This window comes from Brevundimonas sp., assembly GCF_004210735.1.
Classification (GTDB): Bacteria; Pseudomonadota; Alphaproteobacteria; order Caulobacterales; family Caulobacteraceae; genus Brevundimonas.
This window is the reverse complement of sequence record NZ_SDZL01000041.1, coordinates 1-26,369: the sequence shown is the minus strand read 5'-3', so window position 1 is coordinate 26,369 and position 26,369 is coordinate 1. Positions and strand designations below refer to the sequence as shown.

General features: G+C 67.9%; 20 protein-coding genes and 3 pseudogenes. 15 read left to right on the top strand and 8 right to left on the bottom strand.

Annotated elements, in window-relative coordinates; all coding sequences use genetic code 11:
- Nucleotides 1–376, bottom strand: a pseudogene (locus EON91_RS10245) (hypothetical protein); the annotation flags it as partial.
- 455 nt (nt 377–831) lie between these two features.
- On the opposite strand from EON91_RS10245, the gene EON91_RS10240 reads away from it, so the two are divergent.
- From EON91_RS10240 to EON91_RS10200, 9 genes and pseudogenes are all read left to right on the top strand, one after another.
- Nucleotides 832–1,356: an OmpA family protein gene (locus EON91_RS10240; RefSeq protein WP_292094233.1), complete on the top strand. Its 525-nt coding sequence runs from the start codon at nt 832–834 to the stop codon at nt 1,354–1,356.
- A gap of 200 nt (nt 1,357–1,556) precedes the next feature.
- Nucleotides 1,557–3,641: pseudogene (locus EON91_RS10235) on the top strand (TonB-dependent siderophore receptor); the annotation flags it as partial.
- Nucleotides 3,614–4,797, top strand: a pseudogene (locus tag EON91_RS10230) (PepSY domain-containing protein). The pseudogenes EON91_RS10235 and EON91_RS10230, both read left to right, overlap by 28 nt.
- A complete protein-coding gene (locus EON91_RS10225) occupies nt 4,794–4,985 on the top strand; it encodes a hypothetical protein (RefSeq protein WP_292094231.1) in 192 nt (63 codons plus the stop codon). The pseudogene EON91_RS10230 and the gene EON91_RS10225 overlap by 4 nt, the downstream one beginning before the upstream one ends.
- A gap of 66 nt (nt 4,986–5,051) precedes the next feature.
- Entirely contained in the window at nt 5,052–5,984 is a 933-nt protein-coding gene (locus tag EON91_RS10220) for a hypothetical protein (RefSeq protein WP_292094228.1), read from the top strand.
- Nucleotides 5,981–6,853, top strand: a complete 873-nt coding sequence (locus EON91_RS10215; RefSeq protein WP_292094226.1) for a ThiF family adenylyltransferase — start codon at nt 5,981–5,983, stop codon at nt 6,851–6,853. Before EON91_RS10220 ends, EON91_RS10215 begins: the two co-directional genes overlap by 4 nt.
- Nucleotides 6,850–8,046 (top strand): hypothetical protein, encoded by a 1,197-nt coding sequence (locus EON91_RS10210; RefSeq protein WP_292094225.1) that lies wholly within the window; start codon nt 6,850–6,852, stop codon nt 8,044–8,046. Before EON91_RS10215 ends, EON91_RS10210 begins: the two co-directional genes overlap by 4 nt.
- Complete coding sequence (locus EON91_RS10205; protein WP_292094222.1) at nt 8,043–9,155, top strand: GNAT family N-acetyltransferase; 1,113 nt, start codon at nt 8,043–8,045, stop codon at nt 9,153–9,155. The genes EON91_RS10210 and EON91_RS10205 overlap by 4 nt, the downstream gene beginning before the upstream one ends.
- On the top strand, nt 9,152–10,117 hold the full coding sequence (locus EON91_RS10200) for a hypothetical protein (protein WP_292094219.1): 966 nt from the start codon (nt 9,152–9,154) through the stop codon (nt 10,115–10,117). Before EON91_RS10205 ends, EON91_RS10200 begins: the two co-directional genes overlap by 4 nt.
- On the opposite strand, the gene EON91_RS10195 is transcribed toward EON91_RS10200, so the two are convergent.
- From EON91_RS10195 to EON91_RS10185, 3 genes are all read right to left on the bottom strand, one after another.
- The gene (locus EON91_RS10195) at nt 10,118–11,779 is read right to left on the bottom strand and encodes a c-type cytochrome (protein WP_292094216.1); all 1,662 of its coding nucleotides are present in this window, start codon (nt 11,777–11,779) and stop codon (nt 10,118–10,120) included. It abuts the gene before it with no gap.
- A 152-nt stretch (nt 11,780–11,931) separates the two neighbouring features.
- Nucleotides 11,932–13,119 (bottom strand): MFS transporter, encoded by a 1,188-nt coding sequence (locus EON91_RS10190; protein ID WP_292094215.1) that lies wholly within the window; start codon nt 13,117–13,119, stop codon nt 11,932–11,934.
- A gap of 12 nt (nt 13,120–13,131) precedes the next feature.
- Nucleotides 13,132–15,321, bottom strand: a complete 2,190-nt coding sequence (locus EON91_RS10185; protein ID WP_292094211.1) for a TonB-dependent receptor — start codon at nt 15,319–15,321, stop codon at nt 13,132–13,134.
- Between the two features lie 241 nt (nt 15,322–15,562).
- Between EON91_RS10185 and EON91_RS10180 the strand changes: the two genes are divergently transcribed.
- The gene (locus tag EON91_RS10180) at nt 15,563–16,228 is read left to right on the top strand and encodes a TetR/AcrR family transcriptional regulator (protein WP_292094210.1); all 666 of its coding nucleotides are present in this window, start codon (nt 15,563–15,565) and stop codon (nt 16,226–16,228) included.
- Here EON91_RS10180 and EON91_RS10175 read toward each other — a convergent pair.
- Nucleotides 16,203–17,852 (bottom strand): FAD-dependent monooxygenase, encoded by a 1,650-nt coding sequence (locus EON91_RS10175; RefSeq protein WP_292094208.1) that lies wholly within the window; start codon nt 17,850–17,852, stop codon nt 16,203–16,205. The two genes, EON91_RS10180 and EON91_RS10175, sit on opposite strands and share 26 nt — an antisense overlap.
- Nucleotides 17,853–17,970: 118 nt before the next feature.
- Between EON91_RS10175 and EON91_RS10170 the strand changes: the two genes are divergently transcribed.
- From EON91_RS10170 to EON91_RS10150, 5 genes are read left to right on the top strand one after another with little or no spacing between them, the layout of a single operon-like run.
- On the top strand, nt 17,971–18,492 hold the full coding sequence (locus EON91_RS10170) for a hypothetical protein (RefSeq protein ID WP_292094205.1): 522 nt from the start codon (nt 17,971–17,973) through the stop codon (nt 18,490–18,492).
- Nucleotides 18,493–18,495: 3 nt separating this feature from the next.
- Nucleotides 18,496–19,653: an acyl-CoA dehydrogenase family protein gene (locus EON91_RS10165; RefSeq protein WP_292094203.1), complete on the top strand. Its 1,158-nt coding sequence runs from the start codon at nt 18,496–18,498 to the stop codon at nt 19,651–19,653.
- Nucleotides 19,631–20,818 carry a CoA transferase gene (locus EON91_RS10160; protein ID WP_292094202.1) on the top strand — a complete coding sequence of 396 codons (1,188 nt, stop codon included), beginning with the start codon at nt 19,631–19,633 and terminating at the stop codon, nt 20,816–20,818. Before EON91_RS10165 ends, EON91_RS10160 begins: the two co-directional genes overlap by 23 nt.
- The gene (locus EON91_RS10155; protein WP_292094199.1) at nt 20,815–21,567 is read left to right on the top strand and encodes an enoyl-CoA hydratase-related protein; all 753 of its coding nucleotides are present in this window, start codon (nt 20,815–20,817) and stop codon (nt 21,565–21,567) included. Before EON91_RS10160 ends, EON91_RS10155 begins: the two co-directional genes overlap by 4 nt.
- Before the next feature lie 9 nt (nt 21,568–21,576).
- The gene (locus EON91_RS10150; protein WP_292094198.1) at nt 21,577–23,319 is read left to right on the top strand and encodes an acyclic terpene utilization AtuA family protein; all 1,743 of its coding nucleotides are present in this window, start codon (nt 21,577–21,579) and stop codon (nt 23,317–23,319) included.
- 100 nt (nt 23,320–23,419) lie between these two features.
- Here the strand turns inward: EON91_RS10150 and EON91_RS10145 are convergent, their stop codons facing one another.
- Genes EON91_RS10145 through EON91_RS10135 form a run of 3 tightly spaced genes read right to left on the bottom strand, consistent with a single transcriptional unit; the run spans nt 23,420 to nt 26,024 of the window.
- The gene (locus EON91_RS10145; protein WP_292094197.1) at nt 23,420–24,490 is read right to left on the bottom strand and encodes a histidine kinase; all 1,071 of its coding nucleotides are present in this window, start codon (nt 24,488–24,490) and stop codon (nt 23,420–23,422) included.
- A gap of 51 nt (nt 24,491–24,541) precedes the next feature.
- Nucleotides 24,542–25,324: a response regulator transcription factor gene (locus tag EON91_RS10140; protein WP_292094195.1), complete on the bottom strand. Its 783-nt coding sequence runs from the start codon at nt 25,322–25,324 to the stop codon at nt 24,542–24,544.
- Between the two features lie 16 nt (nt 25,325–25,340).
- On the bottom strand, nt 25,341–26,024 hold the full coding sequence (locus EON91_RS10135) for a sensor histidine kinase (RefSeq protein ID WP_292094193.1): 684 nt from the start codon (nt 26,022–26,024) through the stop codon (nt 25,341–25,343).
- Between the last annotated feature and the right edge of the window lie 345 nt (nt 26,025–26,369).

The window sequence follows — 26,369 nt, the reverse complement described above, 5'->3', positions numbered from 1 at the left end:
GTTGGGCGTCGCTCAGCCCCTCCATCAACACCACCGGCGGGGCGAAGGGGGCGGGCTCCACCTGCGGCGGCGCAATGACCGGCCGAACCGGAGCGGGTCGCGGGCGCGGAGGACTGGGGCGTGGCGGCGTAGGCTTCGCCTTGGGCTCAGGCGGCGTCGGTTCAGGGGGCGCGGGGGTCGGGGGTGTTTCAGCGACCTCGCCCGGCGAACCGCCGCCCGGCTCGGCGCCGGGAACGGGCGCGGGCGGCGCACGGGCGCGCGGCGGCTCGATCAGGGTCAGCTCAATCAGACGCTCCGGCGCCTGAAACGGTAGTGAACGGAGGGGCTGGGCCGCCAGGATGGCCAGCACCACCGCCAGGTGGGCCATCAGGCTCATGCACACGGCCCACGCGCGTGAGTTCCGCCGCGCCAGCCGACGGCGCCGCGCAGCGTCCGAAATATCCTGGCCTTCATGACGGAACTGATCGGGCATGAGCATCCGTAGGGCGCCCCCGCTGCGGGCCTGTACGTCCAGACCATCGCCTCGCGTCAGCATCATGGCGCCGAGATCCCTGAATACAGCAACGCTTGTGTAAAGCTTGGCTATATCTAGCGCCATCCGCTCGGCGTCACCGTGTCTATAGCCGGTTGAACAAACATGGATTGGCGAAAGTCATAGCCATGATCGACGACGATCCAGTTTTTCTACAGTCAAGCTGACACCTTCTGGCCTTACGGGCGTCATCACAGCGCCCTCTCCCTTGCCGCAACTTCACGATCGCGCGAGCACCTGGGAGTAGCGCCCCGGCACGAAGGAGACTCAACTTGATCAAACTTACATCTAAAGCGGCGATGCTGACTGGCGTTGTTCTGATCGCCGGCCTGACCGCCAGCGGGTGTGCAAGCCATAAATTCGTGCGGGAACAGGTCGATGTCGTCGATACCCGCGTGACTGGCGTCGAAGGCACCGCCGGCGAGGCCCTGGCTCGCGCCAACGCCGCGCACAAGCTGGCCGAGGGCAAATTCCTGTACGAACTGGTCCTGTCGGACGACTCGGTGAAATTCCCGACCGACCACTCCGCCCTCTCCCCCGAGGCCGAGCAACGCCTGGGCGAACTGGCCCAGCGACTGAAGAGCGAGAACCGGAATGTCTATCTGGAAATCCAGGGGCACACCGACTCGGTCGGCAATGCGGCTCACAACGTACAGCTGGGTGAAGCCCGGGCCGAAGCCGTCCGTCGCTTCATGAGCCAGCAAGGCATCGCTCTGAACCGCATGGCCACCATCTCTTATGGCGAAGATGCGCCGGTCGCGACGAATGACACCCCCGAGGGTCGCTCGCAAAATCGCCGCGTGGCGATCATCGTCCTGAGCTGATCTCGGATGGCGGCGGCCTGCTCTCCTTTTGGAGACGGCTGCCGCCGGTGCTGCCCTGCAGGAAAGGCACGCTCGTGCGGTCACTGCGCACGCACTGCGTTAGGGCCGCCCGCCTTGCTCCGCTGCGGAATGAGTCGTATTGCGACGCATTCTTATTTTGCTGGAGCCCTCCCCCCGTGGCCGCACGCCTTATCGCCCTGATGACTTCGGTCGCCCTGTCCACCGTCTGGAGCGGCGCGCCCGCGGTGGCCCAGGACGCGCAACCCGCCGTGACCGAGCTGGGCGAGATCGTCGTCACCGGCTCGCAGGTCGGGTTGAAACCCGCTTTCGCCGGCGGACAGGTGGCGACCGGCGGCCGGGTTGGCCTGTTCGGCGCCATGGACGTGATGGACACGCCCTTCGCGACCACCGCCTATACCGAAGAGCTGATCCGCAACCAGCAGGCGCGCAGCGTCGCCGACGTGCTGCAGAACGATCCCGCCGTGCGCGTCAGCAAGGGCTTCGGCAATTTCCAGGAGCTGTATGTCATTCGGGGCTTCCCGGTTTACTCCGACGACATGACCTACAACGGCCTGTACGGCGTGCTGCCGCGCCAGTTCGTGGCGCCCGAGCTGCTGGAACGGGTCGAGGTCTTCCACGGGGCGACGGCCTTCCTGAACGGCGCGGCGCCCGGCGGTAGCGGCGTGGGCGGGGCGTTCAACCTGGTGCCCAAGCGCGCGCCGAACGCGCCGCTGAACCGGCTGACGGTCGGTTGGGAAGGCGCGGATGAAGTCTATGGCTCGCTGGACCTGGCGCGCCGCTTCGGGGCTGACGATGCCTGGGGCGCACGGCTGAACCTGGCCGGTCGGGCGGGTGAAAGCGCTATCGACCGTCAAGAGAGCGAACTGAGCCTGCTGGGCCTGGGCGTCGACCGACGCGGATCGCGCGCCCGCTTCTCGGCCGACCTGGGCTGGCAGTCGCATCGCATCGACGATCCGCGTCCGCAGGTGACGCCGCTGGGCGCCGTGCCGACCCCGCCGTCGGCCGACAGCAATTTCGCCCAGCCCTGGACCTTCACCGACGAGGAACAGCTGTTCGGCGCCGCGCGCGGCGAGTTCGACCTGAGCGATAACCTGACCGTCTGGGCCGCCTTTGGCGGGCGCAGCGGCGAGGAAGAGAACGTCCTGGCCAATCCGAACGCCACGGCCGCGGGAGAGCTGAGCGCTGCCCGTTTCGCCAATCTGCGCAAGGACACCGTCTGGTCCGCTGACTTCGGCATTCGGGCAGATGCAAAGACCGGTGCGGTCGATCATCGACTGGTTGCGTCAGTTTCGCACGTCCAGTCGAAGTCCCGAAACGCCTATACCTATTCCGACGTGAACGTGGCTTGGGATCTCTACGACCCGACCTTTGTCGCGCCCCCGACGGCCTATTATCCCGGTGGTGGCGACATGGCCGATCCGCAGATCACCGAGAGGGTCAAGACATCGGGCCTCGCCGTAGCGGACATGATGTCCTTTCTGGACGGGCGCGTCATGGCCACCGTCGGCGCCCGCTATCAGAAGATAGACACGGCGACCTACAGCTATGTGACGGGCGCGTTCGGGTCGGGCTATTCGAGCGACGCGATAACCCCGGTGTTTGCCGTGGTGATCAAACCCAGCGGTCGCGTCTCGCTCTACGCGAACTATGCCGAGGCACTGCAGCCCGGAAAGGTTGCGGATGCCTTCGTCGGCGGCACACCAGTTTCAAATGCCGGAGAGGTGCTGGACCCCTTCACCTCGGAACAGATCGAGGCGGGCGTGAAGTATGACGGCGGGTCGTTCGGCGGCGCGCTGAGCGCCTTCCGCACCACCCGGCCCAGCGAGTATTTCGACACCGTCACCCGCATCTATTCGGCCGACTCGGAGCAAGAAAATCAGGGCGTCGAGCTGAGCGTCTTTGGCGAGCCGGTCGCGGGCCTGCGGCTGATCGGCGGCGCGACCTGGCTGGACGCCGAGATCACCCGCGCGCTGAACCCGGCGCTGGAGGGCAAGGCGCCGATCGGCGTGCCCGACTTCCAGGCCAGCCTGAACGTCGAATGGGACGTGACCGCCCTGCCCGGCCTGACGGTGGAAGGCCGGGCTGTGCACACTGGCTCGCAGCCGGTCAGCGCCGACAACACGGTCGAGCTGGACGCCTGGACCCGCTTCGACGCGGGCGTGCGCTACGCCTTCGAGGCGGGCGGCAAGCCGCTGACCCTGCGCGCGCGGGTCGAGAACCTGGCGGGCGAGGATCAGTGGGTGGCCGTCGGCGGCTATCCGGGGTCCAACTATCTGACGCTGGGCGCGCCGCGCACCTGGCGCCTGTCGATCTCGGCGGACTTCTGAGCCGGTGAAGACGCGGACGATCCGCGCCTGGACGTGGGTGCACAAATGGTCGAGCCTGGTCTCGACCGTGTTCCTGCTGATGCTCTGCGTCACCGGCCTGCCGCTGGTGTTCACGCACGAGATCGACGAGGTGCTGCTGCATCAGGCGTGGGGCCCGGCGAACCCGGACGGGGCGAAGCTGGACCTGGACCAGGTGCTGGCGACGGCCCTGTCGCGGCATCCGGGCGACGTCCCCGCCTTCATGAGCTTCGACGAGGACCGGCCGGTGGTGAACGTCACCAGCCGCGCGCCCGACGCGCCGGACGGCCCGTTCAACTTCCAGCCCATCGACCACACTAGCGGCGACGCCGCGCCGCTGGTGGCCGGGCATCCGGTGATGGAGTTCCTGCTGCAGCTTCACACCGACATGTTCCTGGGATTGCCGGGGATGCTGTTCCTGGGCGCGATGGGGCTGTTGCTGGTGGTGGCGGTGGTGTCAGGGATGGTGCTGTACGCCCCCTTCATGCGGCGACTGCCGTTCGGCACGGTGCGGGCGGACAAGGCGGCGCGCACGCGCTGGTTGGACTATCATAACCTGCTGGGCGCGGTGACGGTGGCCTGGGTACTGGTCGTCGGCGTCACCGGGGTGGTCAACACCTTGGCCACGCCCATCATCGCCTACTGGAAGGACACCGCGCTGAAGGACCTGACCGCCGCCTATGACGCACCCGTTGCCGCCGGCGAACGCGCGTCGCTGGACGCGGCGGTCAAGCGGGCGCAGGCGGCCCTGCCGGGCATGCAGTTGCAGTTCGTGGCGTTTCCCGGGTCGTCCTATTCGACCGATCACCACTATGCCGTCTTCTTCCACGGCGACACGCCGGTGACGACGCACATGATCACGCCCGCCCTGATCGACGCGCGGACGGGCGAGCTGGCGGCGGTCGCGCCCATGCCCTGGTATGTGAAGACGCTGTCGCTGTCGCAGCCGCTGCATTTCGGCGACTATGGCGGGCTGGCGCTGAAGCTCTTGTGGGCGCTGCTGGACGTGGCGACCATCGTTATCCTGATCTCAGGCCTCTACCTGTGGCTGGCCCGGCGGCGGAGGGTGGGATGAGCCGCAAGGACCTGACCCCTTGGGCTATCTTCCGCATTCCGGTGGTGGTGGCGGTGCTGAGCCTGATCGGCCTGGTCGGCGCCTTGCTGGACGACGGGGCCTGGGACGGGATCGGGTCAGGCCTGCTGGCGGTCGCCGTGGTCGTGACGATCTGGGCGTTGGTCGCAAGGCGACGCCGCGCGACTTGACGGGACCGAGCGCTGCCGTTCAGTGGAGCGGCTGCGCGCGACATCGCAGTTCGTTTCGGCGGGCGCATGATCAATCTGAACTGGCGATCCGGCCATGATCTGACGCTTCGCATCGTCGAGCGCCCCGACGTGGCGCTGGACGCGGCCGAGATCGCGGTCCTGCTGGCGGATTTGCGGCATATCGCGGCCCTGACGCTGAACGAGGACGCCCTGGCCTATGGCGTGCTGGGCGGCGACGTGGAGCGGCTGCGCAACTGCGTCGTGACGATCGTCTATCAGGGCGCCCGTAAGGGGTCGCCGGGACGGCCGGTGGCGTTCAACATCCTGTCGCTGCTGGACGTGGACCTGGCCGGGCGACCCGCGAACGTGATGCACCTGGGGCTGGTCATGGTCGATCCGGCGTTCCGGGGGCGCGGCCTGTCGGCGACCCTGTACGGCCTGACCTGCGTGCTGATGTTCCTGGCCGGTCAGGGGCGGCCGCTGTGGATTTCGAACGTCAGTCAGGTGCCCGCCGTGGTCGGCATGGTGGCCGAAACCTTTTCCGACGTCTTTCCTTCGCCCCGCGCGGGCACGCGGCGCAGCTTCGATCACCTGACGCTGGCGCGGCAGATCATGGCCCGGCACCGGGCCGCCTTTGGCGTCGGACCCGAGGCCGGGTTCGACGAGGCGCGCTTTGTCATCACCGACGCCTATACCGGCGGCTCGGACGCGCTGAAGAAGACGTTCGAACAGGCCGCCCCGCACCGGATCGAGGCCTACAACGCCTTTTGCCGCGAGCGGCTGGACTATCGCCGGGGCGACGACCTGATCCAGATCGGCCGCATCGATATGGCGGCGGCCGGGCGATACCTGCGCAAGGTGGCGCCGCCGACCACGGCCATGGGGCTGGGCGGACTGGTCGTCATCATGGCCGCGCGGATGGCGGTGCTGCCCCTGATCTACTGGCTGTCGACCAGCCGCCCGTGGGGCGTGCTGCGACCGTGGAGAGACGCCCGATGAGCGACGCCTTCTATGCCGAGATGACGACCCGCAACCTGGGCTTCGTCAGCGAACAGGAGCAGGCGCGGCTGAAGGCCAGCGCGGTCTTCGTCGCCGGTGTCGGCGGCATGGGCGGGGCCTGTGTGCAGATGCTGGTCCGCGCCGGGGTCGGCCGCATCGCCATCGCCGATCTGGACACGTTCGAGGTGTCGAACCTGAACCGTCAGGTCTTCGCCTTCACCGACACGGTGGACCGGCCCAAGGCCCAGGCCACGGCCGAAGCCCTGCTGAGGATCAATCCGGACCTGCAACTGACCGTTCTGGGCGCCGAATGGACCGATCAGCTGGAGACGCTGGCGCGCGTTTATCCGGTCATCGTCAACGGCTGCGACGACGTGGCGGCGACGGTCGAGCTGTATCGCGTGGCCAAACGCTGCGGGGCCAGCGTCATCGACGCCTACGCCTCGCCCCTGCCTTCGGTCATTCTGGTGCGGCCGGACGATCCGCGCCCGGAAGAGCGGCTGGCCTATCCCACGCGCGGCACGCCGTGGCGGCGGATTTCAGCCGATCAGGCGGGCGAGGCCTTCCTGAAGGAGATCGAGTGGGTGCTGACCCATTCGTCGTCGCACGCCCACGTCGATCTGCAGGCGGCGGCCGACATGGCGGCGGGCAAACGCAAGCGGATGAGCTTCGCCCCCATGGTCGTCACAGCGGGCGCCCTGATGGCGGGCGAGGCGCTGTCGCTGATCATGGGACGGCGCACGCGCACCGACTGTCGCGGCTGGTTCCTGAATGTCCGCGACGCGCGGGTCGAGCGGCCCCTGCCGGGCCCGGCCGCCTGGGCCAAGGGCTGGTTGGTGCGCCGGATGATGCAGCGTCTGCTGGCATGACCGGGATCGACGACATCCAGATGCTGGTCGACGGCTTCGGCGCCCTGGGCGCGCTGGCCATCGCCGTGGTGCTGGCGGGGCGCGGGGGGCGGACCACCGTTCAGAACGTGCTGATGCTGGTGTTCGGCCTGGCCGGCCTGTTCTACGCCTGCCGGGCGCTGGCCCGGGCGACGGGGATCGAGGGGTTCGGCCTGGCCAGCCTGATCCTGGCCTGCGCCCTGCCGCTGGGCGCGCTGCTGCTGGCCGAGAACCTGTTGCGGCGGCATGCGCCCCTGCCGGTCAAGCTGGTGATCGCGGGCGGGACGGTGGTGGGTCTGGTCGCCGCCGTCCTGGCCGGATCGGGGATGGAGCGGGCCTTTAACCTGGCCCTCTATGTGCCGATCGCCCTGGGACTGGTGCTGGGGCTGATCCTGTTCCGGGATCGCGCGTCGCTGGCGCCGATGGAGAATGCGGCGCTGGATTCCTATGGCCGCGCCCTGCTGGCGACGGGCCTGCTGGCGCTGACTGATTTCGGTCTGGGCTCGCCGTTCGGGCTCAGCGCCCTGGGCATGCTGGGGCTGGCCTATGCGGCGGCGGCCGGGGCCAGTGCGCCGCGCCGCTGGATCGACGCGCTGAAGGAGCTGGCGCTGGCGGCGGCGACCGCCGCCCTGCTGGCCTGCGCCCTGCTGCGGCTGCGACCGCCCGGGTCGCTGATCGAGGCCGGGGGCGTGCTGGCGGTGACGGTGTCGGCCCTGCTGGCCCTGTCGGTGCTGTTGCGGCTCCAGTCGGGCGGTGGGGATCAGCAGCGACGGCTGTTCGAGGAAACCCTGGCGACGGCCGACACCACCGACCTGGGCCGGTTCATCGACACCGCCTCGCGCGCCGCGCCGTTGCAGGGCCTGGTGCTGGCCGAGGGGGCGGACCTGTCGGCCTATGATCCCGCCCTGCTGCGCGCCGCGTTCGGCGATGGAACGGTGACCGACCTGGCCCGGCTGGACAGCGCCGGGTCCGAGGACGCGCGCGAGCAGTTGCGCGACCTCCTGCGTCGCCACGCCTCGACTCACGCCATTCTTATCGGCGCGGCGCCGCTGCAGATCGCCCTGATCGCACTGGGCGGCTCGACCCGCGCCGAGGAGGACGAACGGGCCATGGCCCTGTTCCAGCGGATGGCCGCGCTGGTGGCCGAACGCCATCGGACGGGAGCGACCGCATGAGTCTGACGCTGGTCCGGGGCGATTTCGACGCCTTCTTCCGCACGCCCTTCGTGGTCTATCCAAAGGATACGCCCTACGTCTCGCCCATGCGCGCGGACCTGAAGCGTTATCTAGACCCGCACCGGAATCCGCTGCTGAAGGGGGGCGGCGATCTGGAGGCGCTGGTCGTGTTGCGCGACGGCCGACCGGTCGCGCGCGCGACAGCACATCGGCATCCGGCGTCGAACAAAAGACACGGCCTGTCGCGCAGCTATTTCGGTTTCCTGGACGCCGCCGACGATCCCGAGGCGCTGCGTCTGCTGTTCGACGGGATTGAGGCCTTCGCGCGCCGCCATGGCGATACCGAGGTCGCCGGCCCCTTCAACCTGACCGCCATGCAGCAGGTGGGGCTGGTGACCGAGGGGTTCGACAACGCCCCCTTCACCGACATGGTGTGGTCCCCGCCCTATCTGGCCAGTCGGCTGGAGGCCATGGGTTATGCGGCCGAGTTCCCCATGTCGACCTTCCGTTTCCGCCCCGCCGAGGTGGACCGCGAGCGACTGCTCAACCCCGGCGCGCGGTCCATCCTGGCCTCGGACGACTGGACCTTCGCCCCCATCGACCGGCGGCGGTTCAAGCCGCGCATGGAAGAGGCGCGGCTGTGCCTGAACGGCGGGTTTGACGCCAATCCGATGTTCGTCCCCCTGACCGCCGAAGAGTTCGAATTCCAGGCCGGGGAGATGATGTGGGTGCTGGACCCGGCCCTGTCGGCGGTGATCCATCACAAGGGCGAACCGGCGGGCGTGGCCATCTGCATCCCTGACCTGAATCCCTTCGTGCGGGACGCGGGCGCGACCTATGGCCTGCGCACGCCGTGGGCCTGGCTGACGATGCAGTTCCGGCCGCGGCGGGCGGTCATCATTCTGTATTCCGTCATGCCCCAGTCGCAGGGGCGCGGCGTGAACGCCGCCATGCTGTGGCGGGTGGTCGGGGCCTTGCAGGCGCGCGGCTATCAGGACTGCGGCGTGACCTGGATCGCCGACGTCAACGTCGCCAGCCTGCGCCAGATGGAGCGGCTGGGCGCGGAACGGCTGCACCGCACCCACCTGTTCCGCAAGGCGCTGTCATGAGCCCGGAAACCTTTGCCGCCATCGTCGCCGACGCCGCCCTGTCGCCCAACGTCCACAACATCCAGCCCACCGGCTGGCGCCGGATCGACGATGCGACCGTCGCGGCGATTCAGGCGCCGGGCCGCACCCTGCCCGTCGGCGACCCGACCGGTCGCGACGTGGCCGCCAGCCACGGCGCGGCGGTGGAGGGCTTCGTGCTGGCCGCCAGCCTGCGCGGGCTGGGGATGACGCTGGGCGCAGCCGCAGACGGCGAGGTCGCTCGACTAACGGTGACCGGGGAAGCGGCGGCCGATCCTCTCGCGCTCTTCCTGACCCGGCGCCGTACCTATCGCGGCGCGTTCACGGCCGACAGCGCCCCGGCTGCGCTGGACGCCCTGAGCAAGACCGCGCCGGACCTGACCGTGCTGCGCGACCGGGCCGACATCGACCACGTCGCGCGGCTGAATGATCGCGCCAGCCTTGGCGGGTTTCGCCATGCCGGCTTCCGCGCCGAACTGCTGGCGTGGATGCGGCTGTCGCCGCGCGATCCGCGCTGGGCCGTCGATGGGCTGAACGCGCGGGCGATGCAGATGTCAGGGTTGGAAGCCGCCGCTGCGGGCGTGGTGCTGAGGCCCGGCGTGTTCAAGGTGCTGGACCGGCTGGGCCTTGCCGGCGCCCTTACGGGAGAGGCCGCCGTCGTGCGATCCAGCGCGGCGGTCGCCCTGTTCCACCGCCCGGCGGACGAGGCGCCGTTCGAAACCGGTCGTCGCTGGCACCGGGTATGGCTGGAGATGACGCGGCAAGGTTTGTCGGCGGCGCCGATGACGGTGCTGGCGGATGATGAAACGGCGGCTCAGGCGCTTGCAGACCGGTTCGGACGCCCCGCCGGCGCGCGGGTGGTCACCGTCTTCCGCATCGGCGTCGCGCCCGATGGCGCCCTGCCGCCGCCCGCGCGTCGTGCGGTCGCGGACCTGATCGTCTGATCAGAGCCGTTTCAGGTATTCCAGCAAGGCCAGCCGGTCGTCGCGGCTGAGGTCGGCGAACGGCGCCTCATGTCCCTGTGCGCCCAGACCCGCCTGCCGGGTGTCCACCCAGGCGGGCTCGGCATAGGGGACGTAACCGTCCGGATAGGCGACGCCGACCCCCTCCAGATCCATCGCATGGCCGCCGATGCGGAACCGGGCCGGTCGGTCCTCCAGCCCCAGCAGGGCCGACAGGCTGGGCACGGAACCGTTGTGCAGATAGGGCGCGCTCTGCCACAGGCCGGTCAGCGGCGGCGCCGCATAGACGCCCGTGTGCGTCGCCGAGATCGACCGGCGCAGGGGCGAAGCGTTGACCCGCGCCGCCAGTCTGTCCGTCATCATCGCCGCGCGTGTCGGGTCCGTGCCGACATCACCGGCCCAGTTGGGGAAACTGGCCAGGCGCGGCCCCTGCGCCGTCTCCTCATAGACGCCATGACAGGATGAACAGGCGCGCTGGAACACCTCGCGGCCGACAGCGGCGCGTCCGCCGTCGATCCGGCCGGGGAAGGGCTGGGGCCGCACGGTCTGCAGGAAGGCCCAGGCCTTTTCGGCGTCCGCCACCGACCGCAGGGCGCGATCATCCGACACGCCCATGCTGGGCACGGTGAAATAGGCGGTGATGGCGGCCAGTTGGTCGCGATGAACCGGCGTCAGGTCGGACGCTGACATTGGCCGGAAACGCGCCTGTCCCGGCGGCGCATAGGCGCCGTCCCACAGCAGGGCGCTGCGCCATATCCGGTCGGCCAGATGCGGAATGGAGGTGAAGCCGGTCTCGCGTCCCCGCACGTCCGGATCGCCCGTCAGCAGGCCGTACTGCAGCTTCAACGCCGCCACGCCGTTGGTCGCGCCCGGCACGCCATTGGAAAAGGGCAACGCCCCCTGCCCGGTCGTCGCCAACTCCGCCAGTCGGGCGCGGACGCGAGGCAGGACGAAGGTCGTCAGCGTCGCCTCTTCGCGCGCACTCATGTCGGGATGCAGGCGACGCGCGGTCGCCATCAGGCGGTCGGGCTGGTCGGCCCCAGCGATCAGGGCGGCGTAGAGGGCCTGGGTATAGGCCTCCAGGTTCAGCGACGGATTGGGCGCGCCCAGCCACGCCACGTCCGGCCGGGGTCGCCCCGCCGCGTCATAGCTCGGAGCCGCATGGCAGGCGGCGCAACCGATGTTACCGATCTGGATCTCCAGCGGCGGAATGGCGCGACGCCCGGTCCCCAGGGTGACACCCAGCGCGACCTCAGGCATCGGCGCCGATCCGCCCTGCCCGGGCCAATTCGCCAGCGTCCGTGGATGCAAGAAGCCGTACTGACCAAGAATGCGTTGCAGCGACGACTGCGACACGTCATCCGGTGCCTGATCCATGACGAGGGCCGCCGACGCCAGCCGCCATGGCACAGCGATCGACCGCATGGCGTCGGTGTCCAGCCCGCCATAGTCCCCGAAGGCGAACAGCAGGGCGCCGTCGGTTATGGTGTCTTGCGATGGAGGACGATCAGCCAAGGCCGACGAGCCGGCGCCCACATGCCCCCGCGCGAAATCCCATACGGACCGTGAGGGGCCGCAGCCGGCCAGCGCAAGCGCCAGCGCGAGGGCCGGAAGGATCTTGGACAGGGCCGATGATCGGGTCACTCCCCTGCATCGCCCATCATGGCTGCGTCTGCAATCCTGCCCAAACAGCGAGTGCCCTGACCGCGATCGAGCGGAAGCTCAGGAGCGGGACGGGTACGGGAGAAAAGCCCATCATGATGCCCGGTCGGGATCGCTGGACAGTGGAAACACCTTCACTCGGGCCGGGCGTATCGTCCCAGTGTCAGTTGCATCAGCGACGCCGCGCACAAAAGTCCCGCAACGATCAGGAAGACCGCGTCGCCTGCCCACCGCTCGCCCAGCGTCAGGACCAGCGGACCGATCGCCGCGCCGCCCAGATAGGCGGCGACCATGATGCCCAGTAGAGTGGACAGGATCGAGGACGGGAAATAGCGGCTGCTCAGATAGGCGATGACATCGCTTTCCATGCCGGTCGCCAGGCCCAGGCCCACGCCCGCCGCGGCGGCCACCAGACCCCATTCCCCTGCCTGCAGCAAAAGCGCCAGACCGATCGCGGCCGACGTGGCGGCCACCACCGTCACCCAGGGGGCGAAGATCTTGTCCATCAGCCAGCCGCCGGCCAGCCGTCCGATGATCGAGGACAGGCCCAGGCAGGCCTGAATCTTGACGGCCAGGTCCACGTCGGCGCCGCGCCCTTCCAGGATGGCGGGAAGCATCGGGGTCACCCCGCTGATGCCCAGACCCAGCAGGAAGAAGCTGATCAGCATCTTCCAGAACCGCTTCTGACCCATGGCCTGACGGATCAGTCCCCGGTCGCCCGCCGCGCGGACGGCCGTCGGCTGGGCCTGTTCGCGCACCGTGAACCAGATGACGGGCGCGCCGACCACCGCCAGCAGTCCGGCGACGCCCATATAGCCCGCCTGCCATCCGCCCAGGCCGATCAGCATCTGGACATAGGACGGCAACAGCGCCGTCCCCAGACCGACACCGCACAGGGCGACCCCCAGGGCCAGTCCTCGCCTGCGATCGAACCATGACGTCACGGCCCGGGCGTAGCTGAGCGGAGACGCGCCGACGGCGGCGAAGGCCAGCAGCACATAAGCCGCATGGAATCCTGCAAGGCTGGAGGCGAAGGCCGGGATGGCCAGAAAGACCAGCGCCATCGCGACCATCGATCCCGCAGCGGCCCTGCGCGCGCCCAGCCGGTCGATGACCCTGCCCGCGAAGGGCAGCAGGACCAGCAGGGTCAGCATATAAAGACTGACGGCGGATGCGAACTGATCCCGCGCCCATCCACGCTCGGCGGCCAGCGGCGCGATCAGATAGCCGAAGCTGTAGGGCACCAGAACCGTGGCCCCCAGCGCCGCCCCCAGGAAGGAGCCGCCCACTACGGTCCAGCCGCGCCGTCCGCCGTCAGTCATTGGCATGCTCGTCTAGTAGCGGAAGCGAAGAGTGACCCCGGCGTTGCGCGGTTCCGGCGCAAAAGCAAGGGTCTGGAAGACACCCTGACCCGCCGGCGGCAAGGCCGCCGACCGGCGATTGCGTTGCTGGATCGACATGCCGGGGGTTTCGTCATCCAGCAGGTTGCGGGCCCAGAACTCGATGGCCCAGCGCGGGTTCTCGAACCCGAAGGCGAAGTTGACCTTGGTCTGCGCCCCCACCCAGAACATGTTGGTGGTGGTGCCGTACTGACGCGAACGGTGGTTCAGGTCGCCCCGCACGAACCAGTCCCAGTCATTGACCAGCGAGGCCTGATACTGGGCGCTGGCCGTGAACATGTGCTTTGACACATATTGCAGCGTCTTGCCGTCCAGCAACGGGTCCAGCCCGAACGAGGCCTGCAGCGAGGGATAGTAGTAATCGTCGAACGTCGCGTCGGTATAGGTATAGCCGGCGGTCAGGTTCAGCCCCTCGGTCGGCCGCGCCAGAACCTCCAGTTCAACGCCTTGCGACGTGGTCTGGCCCGCGTTGGCGTTGAGCGTGGCGCCCAGCGAGCCCAGCGCGCGGACGATCTGGTCCTCCCACTGGATCTGGAACAGGGCCGCGTTGACGTACAGGCGGCGATCCATCAGCGAGGTCTTGAGCCCCAGTTCATAGTTCCAGCTGGTTTCGGCGTCATAATAGCGTTCCGCCGCCGTGACGTTGGCCAGAGCGTTGAAGCCGCCGGTCTTCACGCCGCGCGCCACCGAGCCATACAGGCGCGCGTTTTCCGTGACCTCCCACGACAGGGCCAGACTGGGCGTGAAATGCTCTTCGGTCAGCGACAGCGCCGGATTGGGGGTCAGAACGACGTTGGTGTAGGGATTGCTCTGGAACGGATCCAGGTTCTTTTCCTCGCGGAAGAAGCGACCCGCCACATCCACGGACCAGGCCGGGGCGAAGCGCCACGTGACGCTGCCGAACAGGGCCATGACTTCCGACGTTTCGGTGTTGCGCAACAGCGTCGATCGCAGCGACCCCGGCAAGGCGGCCTCCAGCGCGGGCGAGGTCACCATGTCCAGATCGACCGACGCCTGTTCCTGATCGGAATAATAGAGGCCCAGCAGGGCGTCGATGTTCGTGCCCGCATAGTCCAGGCGGAACTCCTGCGAGAAGACGCTCAGGTCCGTGTCCTGGGTCTGGAAGCCCAGGCTGGCCGGACCATAGTCGTTGTCGGTGCGCTGCTGGCTTTCCAGCTGGCTGTAGGCGGTGATCGACGACGCCTGCAGGGTCGGCGAGATGTCCCAGCGCCCGGTCAGCGACACCAGGCTGCTTTCACGGTCGAAACCACCGGGCGTCACGGCAAAGCCCTTGGTCTGCGTCGGCACCTCGCCCAGCAGGATCTGCGAGCGACCGGCGAACAGCACCGGGTTGTCGTTCAGGCTGAAATAGCCGGGGTTGTCGCCGGTCGATGTGTCTTCCCACGATGCACGCAGGTCGAACGACACCGCATCCGACGCCTGCCACAACAAGGCGCCCGACAGGGTGCTGGCGCGGCGGTCATCCAGATCCTCGCCCGTCAGATCATTGGTGTAGAAGCCGCCACGCTCGGCGTAGGACATCCCCAGCCGACCGAACAGGCGGTCCTGAACCAGCGGTCCGGAAACGACGGCCGAACCTTCCAGGCGGTCATACTGGCCGACGGTGGTCGAGGCGCGGAACGACGGGTCGTTGGACGGCGCGCGGGTGATCACATTGATAGCGCCGCCGAAGGCGTTGCGGCCATACAGGGCGACCTGGGGCCCCTTGATGACCTCGATCCGTTCGACATCGGACAGCTGGCGATCCATGCCGGATCGCGAACCTTGATAGACGCCGTCGATGAAGAAGCCGACGTTCGACTCGCCCACATTGGTCGACAGGCCGCGAATGACCGGCAGAGCGAAATTGCTGCCCAGCGACACAAAGGTCAGGCCCGGCGTCAGGCGGGCGACATCCTCGATATTGCGCACGCCGCCGCGTTCGATCGTCTCGCTGGACAGGGCGGTGACGCTGGCGGGGATTTCCTGCAGGGTTTCCTCACGACGGCGGGCCGTCACGACCAGATCCCCCAGGGCGGTCACCTGCTCCCCGCCGGCAGGCGCGGACTGGGCAAGCGCGGCGCCGGGAAACAGCGGCGTGGCGACCATGGCGGTCGTGAGCATGAGGCGGGCAAGGCTCCGCCGGGCATGATTGGCATTCGACGTCATCGACAAACCTCCCCTGGCGTCTTCCGCGGCTGCGGCGCGCCTTGATCGTCACCATCAGAATATTTGACGATCCTGTCAATCCGATATCGACATGAGAAAGTTTCTCATCTTATCCGGGATTCGATTGACAAGCCGGACCTCTAAACGCGACTAGGGCGCTGCCGGCGCGGATCGTGTCGCAGAAAGCAGGACAGTCATGGCCAAGACGCCGACCCGTCGCAAGACGCGGACCAATACCCGGCCGACTGACGTTCTGCGCCGTGACATCCTGGACGCCGCCCTGACGATCTTCGCCCGCGACGGCTACGACGGCGCCTCCCTGATGGACATCGCCGTGATGGCGGACACCCGCCACCCGCTGCTGCTCTATCATTTCGGCAGCAAGGAATTGCTGTGGCGTCAGGTCATGGCCCACATCTTCGACGAGTTGAAGGCGCATTATTCGGCGGTCATCGACCTGTCCCGGGATCTGAGCGGTCTGGACAGCCTGAAGATGTTCATCCGCGCCTTCGTGCAGTTCTCGGCCCGTCACCCCGAACGCGTCACCATCGTGCTGGGCGAAATGCGCGCGGACAGCGAACGGCTGGAATGGCTGACCACCGAATACATGCACACCCTGCACAACCAGCTGAACGCCCTGTTCGACAGGGTTGAGGCCGAAGGCCGCCTGAAGCCTATTCCGCGGCCCAACCTGTCCCACATCCTGATCGGCTCGGTCTCGACCCTGTTCATGGCCGAACCGCTGGTGCGTCAGATCTACGGCGTCGAGACGCGGACGCCGGAAAGCGTGTCGGCCCACGCGGACTGGATCATCGAGATGCTGACCAGCGGCCTGATCACGCCGGAGCCGGCCACCGCCTGAGCTCTTGCGCAGTAGGCCCGCCCCACAGGGCCGCCTGCAGTCCGACCTCAAGCTGCCGCGCCTGGCCCTGATCGCCGGCTCGCCACGCCACGTGGCCGTCCGGCCGCACCAGAACGGCGCCGTCGAGGCCGACGCCGTACAGAGCCGAGAAGTCCCGCCCCTCGGGATTCGGACGCGCCCGACCACCGACGATTTCCAGTCGCAGCGGAACGCCTTCGGCCCGAGCGACGCGATCCACCTCAGCCCGCCATGCGCCGCGCGGATCCGATGCAACCAGCAAAACAAAGCCGGTTTCCGCCAGGTCGATCAGCGATGTCTCCTGGGCGTCATCCAGCCACAGGTGCGGCGCGCGGGCGCCCGGCTGACCCGACGGCGCATAGGTTCCGACCTCCCAGTCCGCCTCGCGCGACTGATCAGGCTCGAAGGCGATCGCGCCGTCGGTATAGCGATAGCCCAGCGCCAGGCCGGGGTGGACATAGTGGTCGCGGCGGAACATGGCCGCCCGCCCCGTTTCATCCTTGTCGACCAGCGTCTTCAGATTCCGCACCGCCTCGGCGGCGTTATAGAGGGCGATCGGGCGGCGCTCGCGATCATAGGTGTCCAGCAGGCTTTCATCGGCCCAGCCCGCCAGCACACCGGCCAGCTTCCAGCACAGATTATGCGCGTCCTGCAGGCCCGTATTCATGTTGAACCCGCCGTTCGGCGGCATCAAATGCGCCGCATCGCCGACGAAGAAGGTCGAGCCGGATCGATAGGACTCGGCCACGGCCACGGTCGCGCGCCAGGCGCGCACGTCGATGATCTCGAACTCGTGGTCAGGCACACCCACAGCGGCGCGCAGTTCTGCGACCCAGTCGATCTGGTCCAGCGGCGTCTCGTCCATCACCTTTGGCCGACCCAGCAGGGCGGCGCGGCCATGGGCGTCCACCGGCGCGATGACAGCGGTTCCCACAGTGTCGGGATTGCACAGGGCGAAGAAGGCGGCGGGCGAATCCACGATCTTCGTCAGGTCGGAACGGAACAGCACGCTGATCGCCTCCAGCGTCCGGTCCGCCCCGGTTACGCCGATGCCTGCGCGGCGCCGCAAGGCGCTGCCAGCCCCGTCGGCTGCAATCAGATAGCGGGCGCGAAAGACGTCGGCCTTGTCGGCGCCGATCCGGGTCGCCCGAACCTCGACGCCGTCCGGTCCGTCGGCGATCACCTCGGCCTCCCAGCCAAACCGCACGTCGGCCGTGTCATAGCCCGCCGCCGCCTCGCGCAGGATCGGCTCCAGCACGTCCTGCGACACCAGCATCCCGGCCACAGCGCACGGACTGAGTGACAGGGTGAGCGGATCCCTCATCGAGGCGGCGGGCTCGAACACCTGATCCCAGGGCGACACCAGATCCTTGCCGAAGAAGAATTTGGGCTCGATCCCCACACCCACGTCCAGCACCGCCTGCTCCAGCCCCCACAGCCGCATCAACTCGGTCGAGCGCGGGTTCAGCAGACGGGATTTCGGGTGCGGACTGACCACCGTCGTCCGCTCGATCACCGCATGGCGCACCCCCAGGCGGCTCAGCTGAATCGAGGCGCTCAGCCCCACGGGGCCGCCGCCGACGACGATCACATCTACTTCAATCATGGGCCGGAACACTCGTTTGACAGAACGGTCAAAGATTTATACGAACAAGCACGTTCAATGCAACGACGCCCGGTCGGAAGCTTCAAAAAAATGCACCGGGCCATGGGGAGATCGACAGATGTCAAACACCACGCCGTCCGCTCGCGAAGCCGCTGACCTGGCCGGTCAACAGCTGGCCGCCATGCCTGACTCGCCGGTGCCGCCGGCCATCTTCGTCAATGTCGCGGACATTCCGTGGTCGTCGTTCCCGGGCCATGAACACTGCGCCCAGTTCAAGCTGCTGCGGATCGATCCGGCCACGTTGGGCCACACCATGCTGTTCCGCTACCGGACTGGCGTCGGCGCCCACCGCCATCTGGGCGAGGTCGAGATCCTGAACCTCAGCCCGACCGGCCACTGGTCCTATGTCGGCGAAGGCACGTCGGGGCCGGGCGACTACACCTATGAGTACGCCGGCTCGACCCACGTTGCGATCACCGAGAATGACGAATGGGGCGAGGCTCTGATCATCTCGCGCGGGCCGCTGCAGATGATCAACGAGGACGGCAGCCCCGGCTTCGTGGTCGACGCCTTCGCCTATTACCACGCCGCCGCGGCCAATAATGCGGTCGGTCACCTGCCCTATCCGTTCACGCGGTAGGCCATGTCGAGCGGCATCGACGAGGCCTTCGCCTCGGACGCGCTGACGGAGTCCGTGCGCAGGCTGTGCGCGGACTTCCCGGCCGAATACTGGCGCACGGCCGATGAACAGCACCGTTTTCCGGTGGAGTTCCGGCAAGCCGTGGCCGACGCGGGCTATCTGGGTGTCGCCATGCCCGAGGCCTATGGCGGGTCGGGCCTGGGCATCCGTGAGGCCGCCCTGATCCTGAAGGCCATCGCCGGTTCGGGCGCCGGGGCGTCGGGCACATCCGCCGTGCACATGAACATTTTCGGCCTGCACCCCGTGGTGGCGGCGGGAACCGAGGACCAGAAGGCGCGCTTCCTGCCGCCGATCATCTCGGGCGAGCATCACGCCTGTTTCGCGGTCACCGAGCCCAACTCGGGCCTGGACACGGGCAAGCTGGAGACCGTCGCCCGACGCGACGGTGACCGCTATCTGATCACCGGCCGCAAGATCTGGATCTCGACCGCGCAGATCGCCAGCCACATGCTGATCGTCGCGCGCACGGGCGGCGAAGGCCTGAAGGGGCTGAGCCTGTTCTACGCCCCGCTGGATCGATCCAAAGTCGAGATCCGCGAGATCGACAAGATGGGCCGCGCCGCCGTCGACTCGAACATGCTGTTCATCGAGAATCTGGAAGTCCCCGTCGAAAACCGCATAGGCGCGGAAGGCGACGGGTTCAGAATCCTGCTGCACGGCCTGAACCCCGAGCGCATTCTGGTGGCCGCCGGCTGTATCGGTCTGGGCCTGGCCGCGCTGGAAAAAGCCACCGTCTATGCCCGCGAGCGCGAGGTGTTCGGCCGCCCGATCGGCGCCAACCAGGGCGTGGCCCACCCCCTGGCCGAAGCCTGGGCGAAGCTGGAGGCCGCCGACGCCCTGATGATGCGGGCCGCCGCCCTCTACGATTCCGGCCAGCCGTGCGGTCCCCAGGCGAACGCCGCCAAATACATGGCCGCCGAGGCCAGCTTCGCCGCGTGCGAGGCTGCGGTCCTGACGCTGGGCGGCATGGGTTACGCCAGGGAGTATGACGTCGAACGTCTGTTCCGCGAATCCATGATCGGCCGCATCGCCCCGGTGTCGCGCCAGATGATCCTGAACTTCATTGCGGAGAAGGTGCTTGACCTCCCCCGATCCTATTGAGCCCAGGACGGGCGAAGGCCCGCTGGCGGGTGTCCGCATCCTGGACCTGACGTCGGTCTTCATGGGGCCCTTGGCCACCGTGTGCATGGCCGACCTGGGCGCCGAGGTCATCAAGATCGAAAGCCCCGACGGCGACATGATCCGACCGGTCGGGCCGGGCGGCGAAGATGGGTTGGGCGCCATCTTCCAGCACCTGAATCGCAACAAGCGCTCGGTCGTGCTGGACCTGAAATCCGAAGCGGGCCTGTCGGCCCTGCTGGAGCTGGCGCGCCACGCCGACGTGCTGGTCTATAACATCCGTCCCGCCGCCATGACCCGGCTGGGGCTGGGCTGGGACCGTCTGCATGCGCTCAACCCGCGGCTGATCTTTGCCGGCGTCTTTGGCTACAGCCAGCGCGGCGCCTATGCGGCCGAACCCGCCTTTGACGACCTGATCCAGGCCGCCTCCGGTTTCGCCCACGCCGTCGGCGTCGCCACGGGTGGTCCGCCCGCCTATGCGCCGGTCACCGTCGCCGACAGGGCAGTAGGCTACTATGCCTTCGGCGCCATTTCGGCCGCCCTGTACGCCCGCTCGCGGACGGGCAAGGGACAGCGGGTCGACATCCCGATGTTCGAAACCATGACCAGCTTCGTCATGGGCGATCATCTGTACGGCCACACCTTCCAGCCGCCACAGGGTGATTATGGCTATCCGCGCCTGACCGCGCGGACGCGCCGGCCCTATCGCACGCTGGACGGCCATGTCTGCTGCACCGTCTATACGGACGCCCAGTGGCGCGCCTTCCTGAACCTGGCGGGTCGCCCCGATCTGTTCGACACCGACCCCCGCTTCAAGGATCTGGGCACGCGGACCCGCCACATCGAAGCCCTGTACGGTCTGGTCGAGGAGATCCTGATGACCCGCACGACCGAGGACTGGCGCGCCGCCCTGCGCCCCTACGGCGTGCCAATCTTCCCGGTCCACGATTTCGACAGCCTGCTGGAAGATCCGCACCTGACCAGCATCGGCTTCTTCCAGGCGACGACCGACGCCACCGGGCGCGACATCCGCATGATGGCCTGCCCCTCGGAATGGAGCGACGGCTTGCCGGGCATTCATTCCCCGGCGCCCCGCAAGGGTCAGGACAACGACAGCGTGCTGGCCTCTATCAAGGCCCCGTCATGACCCGGGCGGACAGCGTGGCCCAGCGGCGCGACGGCGCGGTGTTGACCCTGACGATCGACCGCCCGGATAAGGCGAACGCTCTGGACGGCCCCACCGTGGACACCCTGTTCCACGCCTTCGCCGATCCCGGCGATGCTCGTGTCGTGGTGCTGACGGGCGCCGGCGAGCGCGCCTTTTGCTCGGGCGCCGATCTGTCCGGCCCACTGCCGGAAAGGACAGCGGCGGGGTTCACCCGGTTGCTGGCCGCCATGGATGACTGTCCCGTCCCGATCATCGCCCGCGTCAACGGCGGGGCGGCGGGTGGGGGTGTCGGCCTGTTGTGCGCGGCCGACATCGTCATTGCATCGGACGCCGCCTCGGTCGTGACGCCCGAGGGTCGCGTGGGCCTGTTTCCCTTCATGATCCTGCCCTACCTGCTGCGTGTGGCGTCGACCCGCCGCGTGGCCGAGATGGCCTATACGGGACGCAGGCTGTCGTCTGCCGAAGCGCTGGACGCCGGCTTCTTCACCACGGTCACGCCAGCGACCGAACTCGACCCTCAGGTGTCGCAGACCGCTGCGGCCATCGCCGCCATGGGCCCCCGGGCCATGCGTCTGGGTCGCCAAACCTTCCTGCGCCGCATCTCCGCCGATGGCGGTCCGGACGAGCGCATGGCGCAGGCCTTTCGTGACCTGGCCTCGGGCCCTGAGGCGCTGGAGGGACTGGCCGCTCGCCGCGAACGGCGCGCGCCTGCATGGACGATCACATGAGCCCCGCACATGAGCAATGAAATCCGGATCGCCGGCGCCTCCGGCTTTTGGGGCGACACCGACGCGGCGACCGAGCAGCTGCTGACCTGCCCCCAGCTGGACTACATCGTCTATGACTATCTGTCCGAGATCACGCTGGCGCTGCTGGCGCGGGCGCGGGTCAAAAACGCCAATCTGGGCTACGTCCCCGACTTCCAGCGCGCAATCACGCCCCACCTGGCGACGATCAAGGCCAGGGGTGTCCGGTTGCTGGCCAACGCCGGTGGGCTGAACCCCGTCGCCTGCGCCCAGGCGCTGGAAGCCGCCGCCGAACAGGCCGGGGTCTCGCTCCGGATCGCGGCCGTGACCGGCGACGATGTGATGGATCGGCTTCCCCCGAACGCCCTCGACATGTTCAGCGGCGAGCCGCTGCCGGACACCCTGCTCAGCGCCAACGCCTATCTGGGCGCGGCAGGGATCGTCGCGGCGCTGGCCGACGGGGCCGATATCGTGGTCACAGGCCGATGCGCCGATTCCGCCCTGACCCTGGCGCCGCTGATCCACCGGTTCGGCTGGCGGTTCGATGACTGGGATCGTCTGGCCCAGGGCTCGCTGGCCGGCCATCTGATCGAATGTGGATCACAGGGCGCCGGCGGCCTGTTCACCGATTGGCGCGCGGTCGCCGACGGCTGGGCCGACATGGGCTTTCCCATCGCCGTTTGCCGCGACGACGGGGCCTTCGACATCATCAAGCCCGAGGGCAGCGGCGGCCTGATCTCGCCTTTGTCGCTGACGGAACAGATGGTCTACGAGATCGGCGATCCGGCGGATTATCGCCTGCCCGACGTGATCTGCGACTTGCGCGACGTCCGGTTCGAAACCACGGCGGAGAACCAGGTTCGGGTCACCGGCGCGCGCGGGCGACCGGCGCCGGCCGACTACAAGGTCAGCGCGACCTGGCAGGCGGGTTGGCGGCTGACGGCCACCCTGATGATCGGCGGCCGCGACGCGGCGGACAAGGCACGCCGCGTCGGCGAGGCCATTCTGGAGCGCGTGGCGCGGCTGGGCGCGAAACAGGGCCTGACGCCCTTCGCCCGCACCGATGTCGAGGCGCTGGGATCCGAGGCCAGCTATGGCCCGCACGCCAGGGCCGGCGATACCCGTGAAGTCATCTTGAAGGTGGCGGCTGCGGCTGACGACCCGGCCATCCTGAACCTGCTGTCGCGCGAAATCTTCCCGACCGCGACCGCCATGTGCCCCGGCATCACCGGCGTCGCCGGCGGCCGCCCCGCGCCTTCGCCGCTGATCCGGGGCGGGGCGGTCCTGATCGCCCGGCTGTCCGTGCCCGCCCTCGTCACCATCGAAGGGCGGACGCGCCAGATCCAGCCGGCAGACGTCTCTCAGGCAAATGCTGATGTTCGCTTCCCGACGCCTGCGCCCACGACGACAACTGCCGGAGCACCTTCGCCCGGCGGACTGCTGATTGACCATGCCGTGGCCCGCAGCGGCGACAAGGGGGACATCATCAACATCGGCGTCGTGGCCAGAACGCCCGACGCCTTCGCCATGCTGGAGCACCGCCTGACGGCGGACCGCGTGGCCGACTATCTGGCCCACCTGGGCGCGCGCCGTGTCGAGCGTTTCAGCCTGCCCGGCAGCCACGCCCTGAACTTCCTGTTGCACGGCGCGCTGAACGGTGGCGGCATGGCCAACCTGCGCTTCGACGCCCAGGGCAAGGCGGTCGCCCAGATGCTGCTGGACATGCCGGCTTGAGCTGGACTGTCCGCTGGACCTGCCAGGAAATGATGAGGGCAGCCCTGCCGCTGCCCACCGTTGACGTGCAGGCGGCCTGTGACGGCCCAACTGCGCGCGTTTAGCCCACTGGCTCACCGACGCCCGCTCGGGGCAAGGTCAGGGTCACGCGCCAACGATCTTCGCCATGTTCCTGGAAAACCGTTCCTGCAGGACCGAAGGCGTTTTCCAGGCGACGGCGCACATTGACCAAGCCGCTGCCGGTGCCCGGAGGGTCCGGATAGGGCGACAGGCCGCTCTCGCACACCAACTCGATCCGCCCCTCCATCTCTCGGACCATGATGCGGATCGGGGGCGGATCGTCATGACCGGCCACGCCGTATTTGACGGCGTTCTCGACGAGCGGCTGGAGGATCATGGCGGGCACTGGCGCCCCCAGCAGATCGTCGGGACAGTCCAAGTGAAACGCCAGCTTGTCCAGTCTCAGGCTCTCCAGCTCCAGGAACGCTTGGGCGTTTTCGAGTTCCTCACTCAACGGAAGAGTCTCGCGGTCGATCTCGACGAAGCTGCCGCGGTAAAAGCGCGCCAGGCCGAGCGCCATCCGCTCTATCTCGCCTGCCCGCTCGCGGTTCGCCACTGAGGCCAAGCCGTTCAACGCATTGAACAGGAAATGCGGATTGACCTGAAGACGCAAGGCGTCGAGTTCCGCCCGCTGGGCCTTGAGCCGCGCGGCGTACACGTCCTCACGCGCGCGCGATTCGTTCCGCGTCACAGCGAGCAGCGCCACAGCGGCGGCGTAGAGGCTGAATATCCACAAATAGGATCGCAAGCTGATCTTGAAGACCAGAAGCGGCGGCAGGCCGATCGGTGAAACGACGTAACCTGGCGGCGGCGCAGTCAAGCCCCGGAGCAAGGCCTCACCGATCCACCGCGTCGCGACGAAATCCAGAATGGTCTGAAGGAAGGCCGCCGCGATCGGCGCCACCAGAAAGACCGCCAGCCGGGCGCCGCCTCGGGATGGCGCGCGTTCCAGGCCCACCCGCAGCAGCATCATGAGCAGAAGCCCATGGGCGGCCCAGACGATCGCCATCGGCAAGATTCCGGGGTCGATGAGCGTCTCTAGCAGGATGAAGCCCGTCCAGATCGCCAGGGCCAGCCACTGCAGCCGACGCTCGCCCCGCTGCGCGGTCACGGGCGTTCTCGCGGCGTTTTTCCGTTGAACTGTGGTCCCGCCATTCTTGCCTCAGCCCCTCGTCGGCGCGCCGTCCGCATCGCCGAGATCCTCCATACGCGCACGCACAGCGGCGACGAAACTTTGACCGACGCGAACGACAGTGCCGTCCCCTAACGCCACGACCGTTGTGTAGCTGCCCTGCTTGTGGAAACCGGCGACATCGGAGAGTTTTACATAGGCCGAGCGACTGACGCGAAGGAAGCCGCGGACGGCGATCTGCGGCTCCAGCGCCTCCATGGTCGAGCGCATCAGGTAGGATTCAGTGTCCGTATGCAGGATGACATAATCCCGCGCCGCCTCGATCCATCGGATGACGGCCAGCGGAACCCAGACCTTGCCCTTGCGCCGATCGACCCAGAAGCCGTCCAGATAGCCGTCGCCACGCGGCTTCGGCTCGGCAACGCCTTCAGCCTGTCCAAGCTGGGCCACGAGACGCCGTCGGCGGGCCTTGTGAAGAGCGGTCTCCAGGCGTTCGGCCTCAACCGGCTTAAGGAGATAATCGACGGCATCGGTGTCGAACGCCTCAAGCGCGAAATGATCAAAGGCTGTGACGAACACCACTTCCGTTGTCGGCAGGGCGCGAAGGCTGCGCGCCAGGGCCAGCCCGCTCTGTTTCGGCATGCGAATGTCCAGAAACACCAGGTCAGGCTCCAGCCTGGTGATCTCATCGGCGGCTTCCTCGCCGTCGCGTGCAAAGCCGACCACTTCCACGTCCGGCATGACGCGCAACAGGCTCTCGAGTCGCTGGATCGCCAGCGGCTCGTCATCGACCAACAGCACGCGCAAGGTCATGGCCGTTTCCCCCAGGTCATTCCGCCGGCAGACGCAGGCGCGCCGCCACGCTGTCGACGCCAAACACGATCTCAAGCCGGTCCGCCGAACCATACATCATCGAAAGTCTCTGCGAGAGGGGCCTGATCGCTTCGCGAAATCGGGGCGAACCGAGCGTTGCGGGTCTATCGAACCGCAGCTCCAGTTCCACCAGGGTGTCCGCGCCCTGCGCGCCTGCGGTCAGAGTGGTCTCGTACAGGGCGGGGGCTGCGTCGCGTCCCTGCATAACCGCCGCCTCCACAAGAGGCAGAAGGATAAGACAAGGCGTTTCCCGATCTTCCACGCCAGCCTCGAGTGCGACCTTCACGGAATCAGGACGATCCATTCGTATAGCCTCGATCTCAAGCAAGGCGCAGGCGAGCCCCGTTTCCCGCTCGAGGGATATGACCGCGGGCTCTTCGGCCCCGGATGGCGCGCGGAGGTAACGCGCGAGGTTGCCGACCAGGCGGTCCGCATCGGACGCGCGCCCCCCGATGATCAACCCCGACAAGCTGTTCAGGGTGTTGAACAGAAAATCGGGGTCGAGTTGCGAACGCAGCAGATCCACCTTGGCGCGGAGCAGGCTCCGGGACGCGTCATCGTCATCGCCAGCGACAGAGATCAGGGCGCGGGTGACGTCGAGCGCTGACCCTGAAACGTGATCGACCGGTGAAGACGCCATTCGGAAAGAACTCACTGGATAGAAGGACGCCGGCGCCGCACGGCGTGGCGGGGTCTCACAGAGGCTGTGCAGCGGACGTATGGGGTGGAGCCGACCCTTTCAGTGATCCAGCCGCCCTCCGACGCGAAGCCGAATAAGTCGTATCGACGGCTGCGCGACGAAATTACGTTGAGCGCCTGATCTCGCCGCGACGTTATGGACGCCGTTACGGCACGGGGCCCGCCAACCCGGCCGCCCTTTCAGGCGGCGGCCGGGCTGTTGCGTGTCACCAGCTGAACTTGATCCCGGCGCGGGCGGTGAAGCCCTCGACCTCGCCGAAGTCGCCTTCGGCCTGGATGAAGCCGC

Excerpts from the sequence above, each read along its gene's own strand:
- EON91_RS10155 (WP_292094199.1), top strand. The coding sequence starts at position 20,815 with ATGACCCGGGCGGACAGCGTGGCCCAGCGGCGCGACGGCGCGGTGTTG.
- EON91_RS10205 (WP_292094222.1), top strand. The coding sequence starts at position 8,043 with ATGAGTCTGACGCTGGTCCGGGGCGATTTCGACGCCTTCTTCCGCACG.
- EON91_RS10165 (WP_292094203.1), top strand. The coding sequence starts at position 18,496 with ATGTCGAGCGGCATCGACGAGGCCTTCGCCTCGGACGCGCTGACGGAG.
- EON91_RS10140 (WP_292094195.1), bottom strand. The coding sequence starts at position 25,324 with ATGACCTTGCGCGTGCTGTTGGTCGATGACGAGCCGCTGGCGATCCAG.
- EON91_RS10220 (WP_292094228.1), top strand. The coding sequence starts at position 5,052 with ATGATCAATCTGAACTGGCGATCCGGCCATGATCTGACGCTTCGCATC.
- EON91_RS10215 (WP_292094226.1), top strand. The coding sequence starts at position 5,981 with ATGAGCGACGCCTTCTATGCCGAGATGACGACCCGCAACCTGGGCTTC.
- EON91_RS10225 (WP_292094231.1), top strand. The coding sequence starts at position 4,794 with ATGAGCCGCAAGGACCTGACCCCTTGGGCTATCTTCCGCATTCCGGTG.
- EON91_RS10210 (WP_292094225.1), top strand. The coding sequence starts at position 6,850 with ATGACCGGGATCGACGACATCCAGATGCTGGTCGACGGCTTCGGCGCC.
- EON91_RS10185 (WP_292094211.1), bottom strand. The coding sequence starts at position 15,321 with ATGCTCACGACCGCCATGGTCGCCACGCCGCTGTTTCCCGGCGCCGCG.
- EON91_RS10200 (WP_292094219.1), top strand. The coding sequence starts at position 9,152 with ATGAGCCCGGAAACCTTTGCCGCCATCGTCGCCGACGCCGCCCTGTCG.
- EON91_RS10150 (WP_292094198.1), top strand. The coding sequence starts at position 21,577 with ATGAGCAATGAAATCCGGATCGCCGGCGCCTCCGGCTTTTGGGGCGAC.
- EON91_RS10170 (WP_292094205.1), top strand. The coding sequence starts at position 17,971 with ATGTCAAACACCACGCCGTCCGCTCGCGAAGCCGCTGACCTGGCCGGT.
- EON91_RS10190 (WP_292094215.1), bottom strand. The coding sequence starts at position 13,119 with ATGACTGACGGCGGACGGCGCGGCTGGACCGTAGTGGGCGGCTCCTTC.
- EON91_RS10180 (WP_292094210.1), top strand. The coding sequence starts at position 15,563 with ATGGCCAAGACGCCGACCCGTCGCAAGACGCGGACCAATACCCGGCCG.
- EON91_RS10135 (WP_292094193.1), bottom strand. The coding sequence starts at position 26,024 with ATGGCGTCTTCACCGGTCGATCACGTTTCAGGGTCAGCGCTCGACGTC.
- EON91_RS10175 (WP_292094208.1), bottom strand. The coding sequence starts at position 17,852 with ATGATTGAAGTAGATGTGATCGTCGTCGGCGGCGGCCCCGTGGGGCTG.
- EON91_RS10240 (WP_292094233.1), top strand. The coding sequence starts at position 832 with ATGCTGACTGGCGTTGTTCTGATCGCCGGCCTGACCGCCAGCGGGTGT.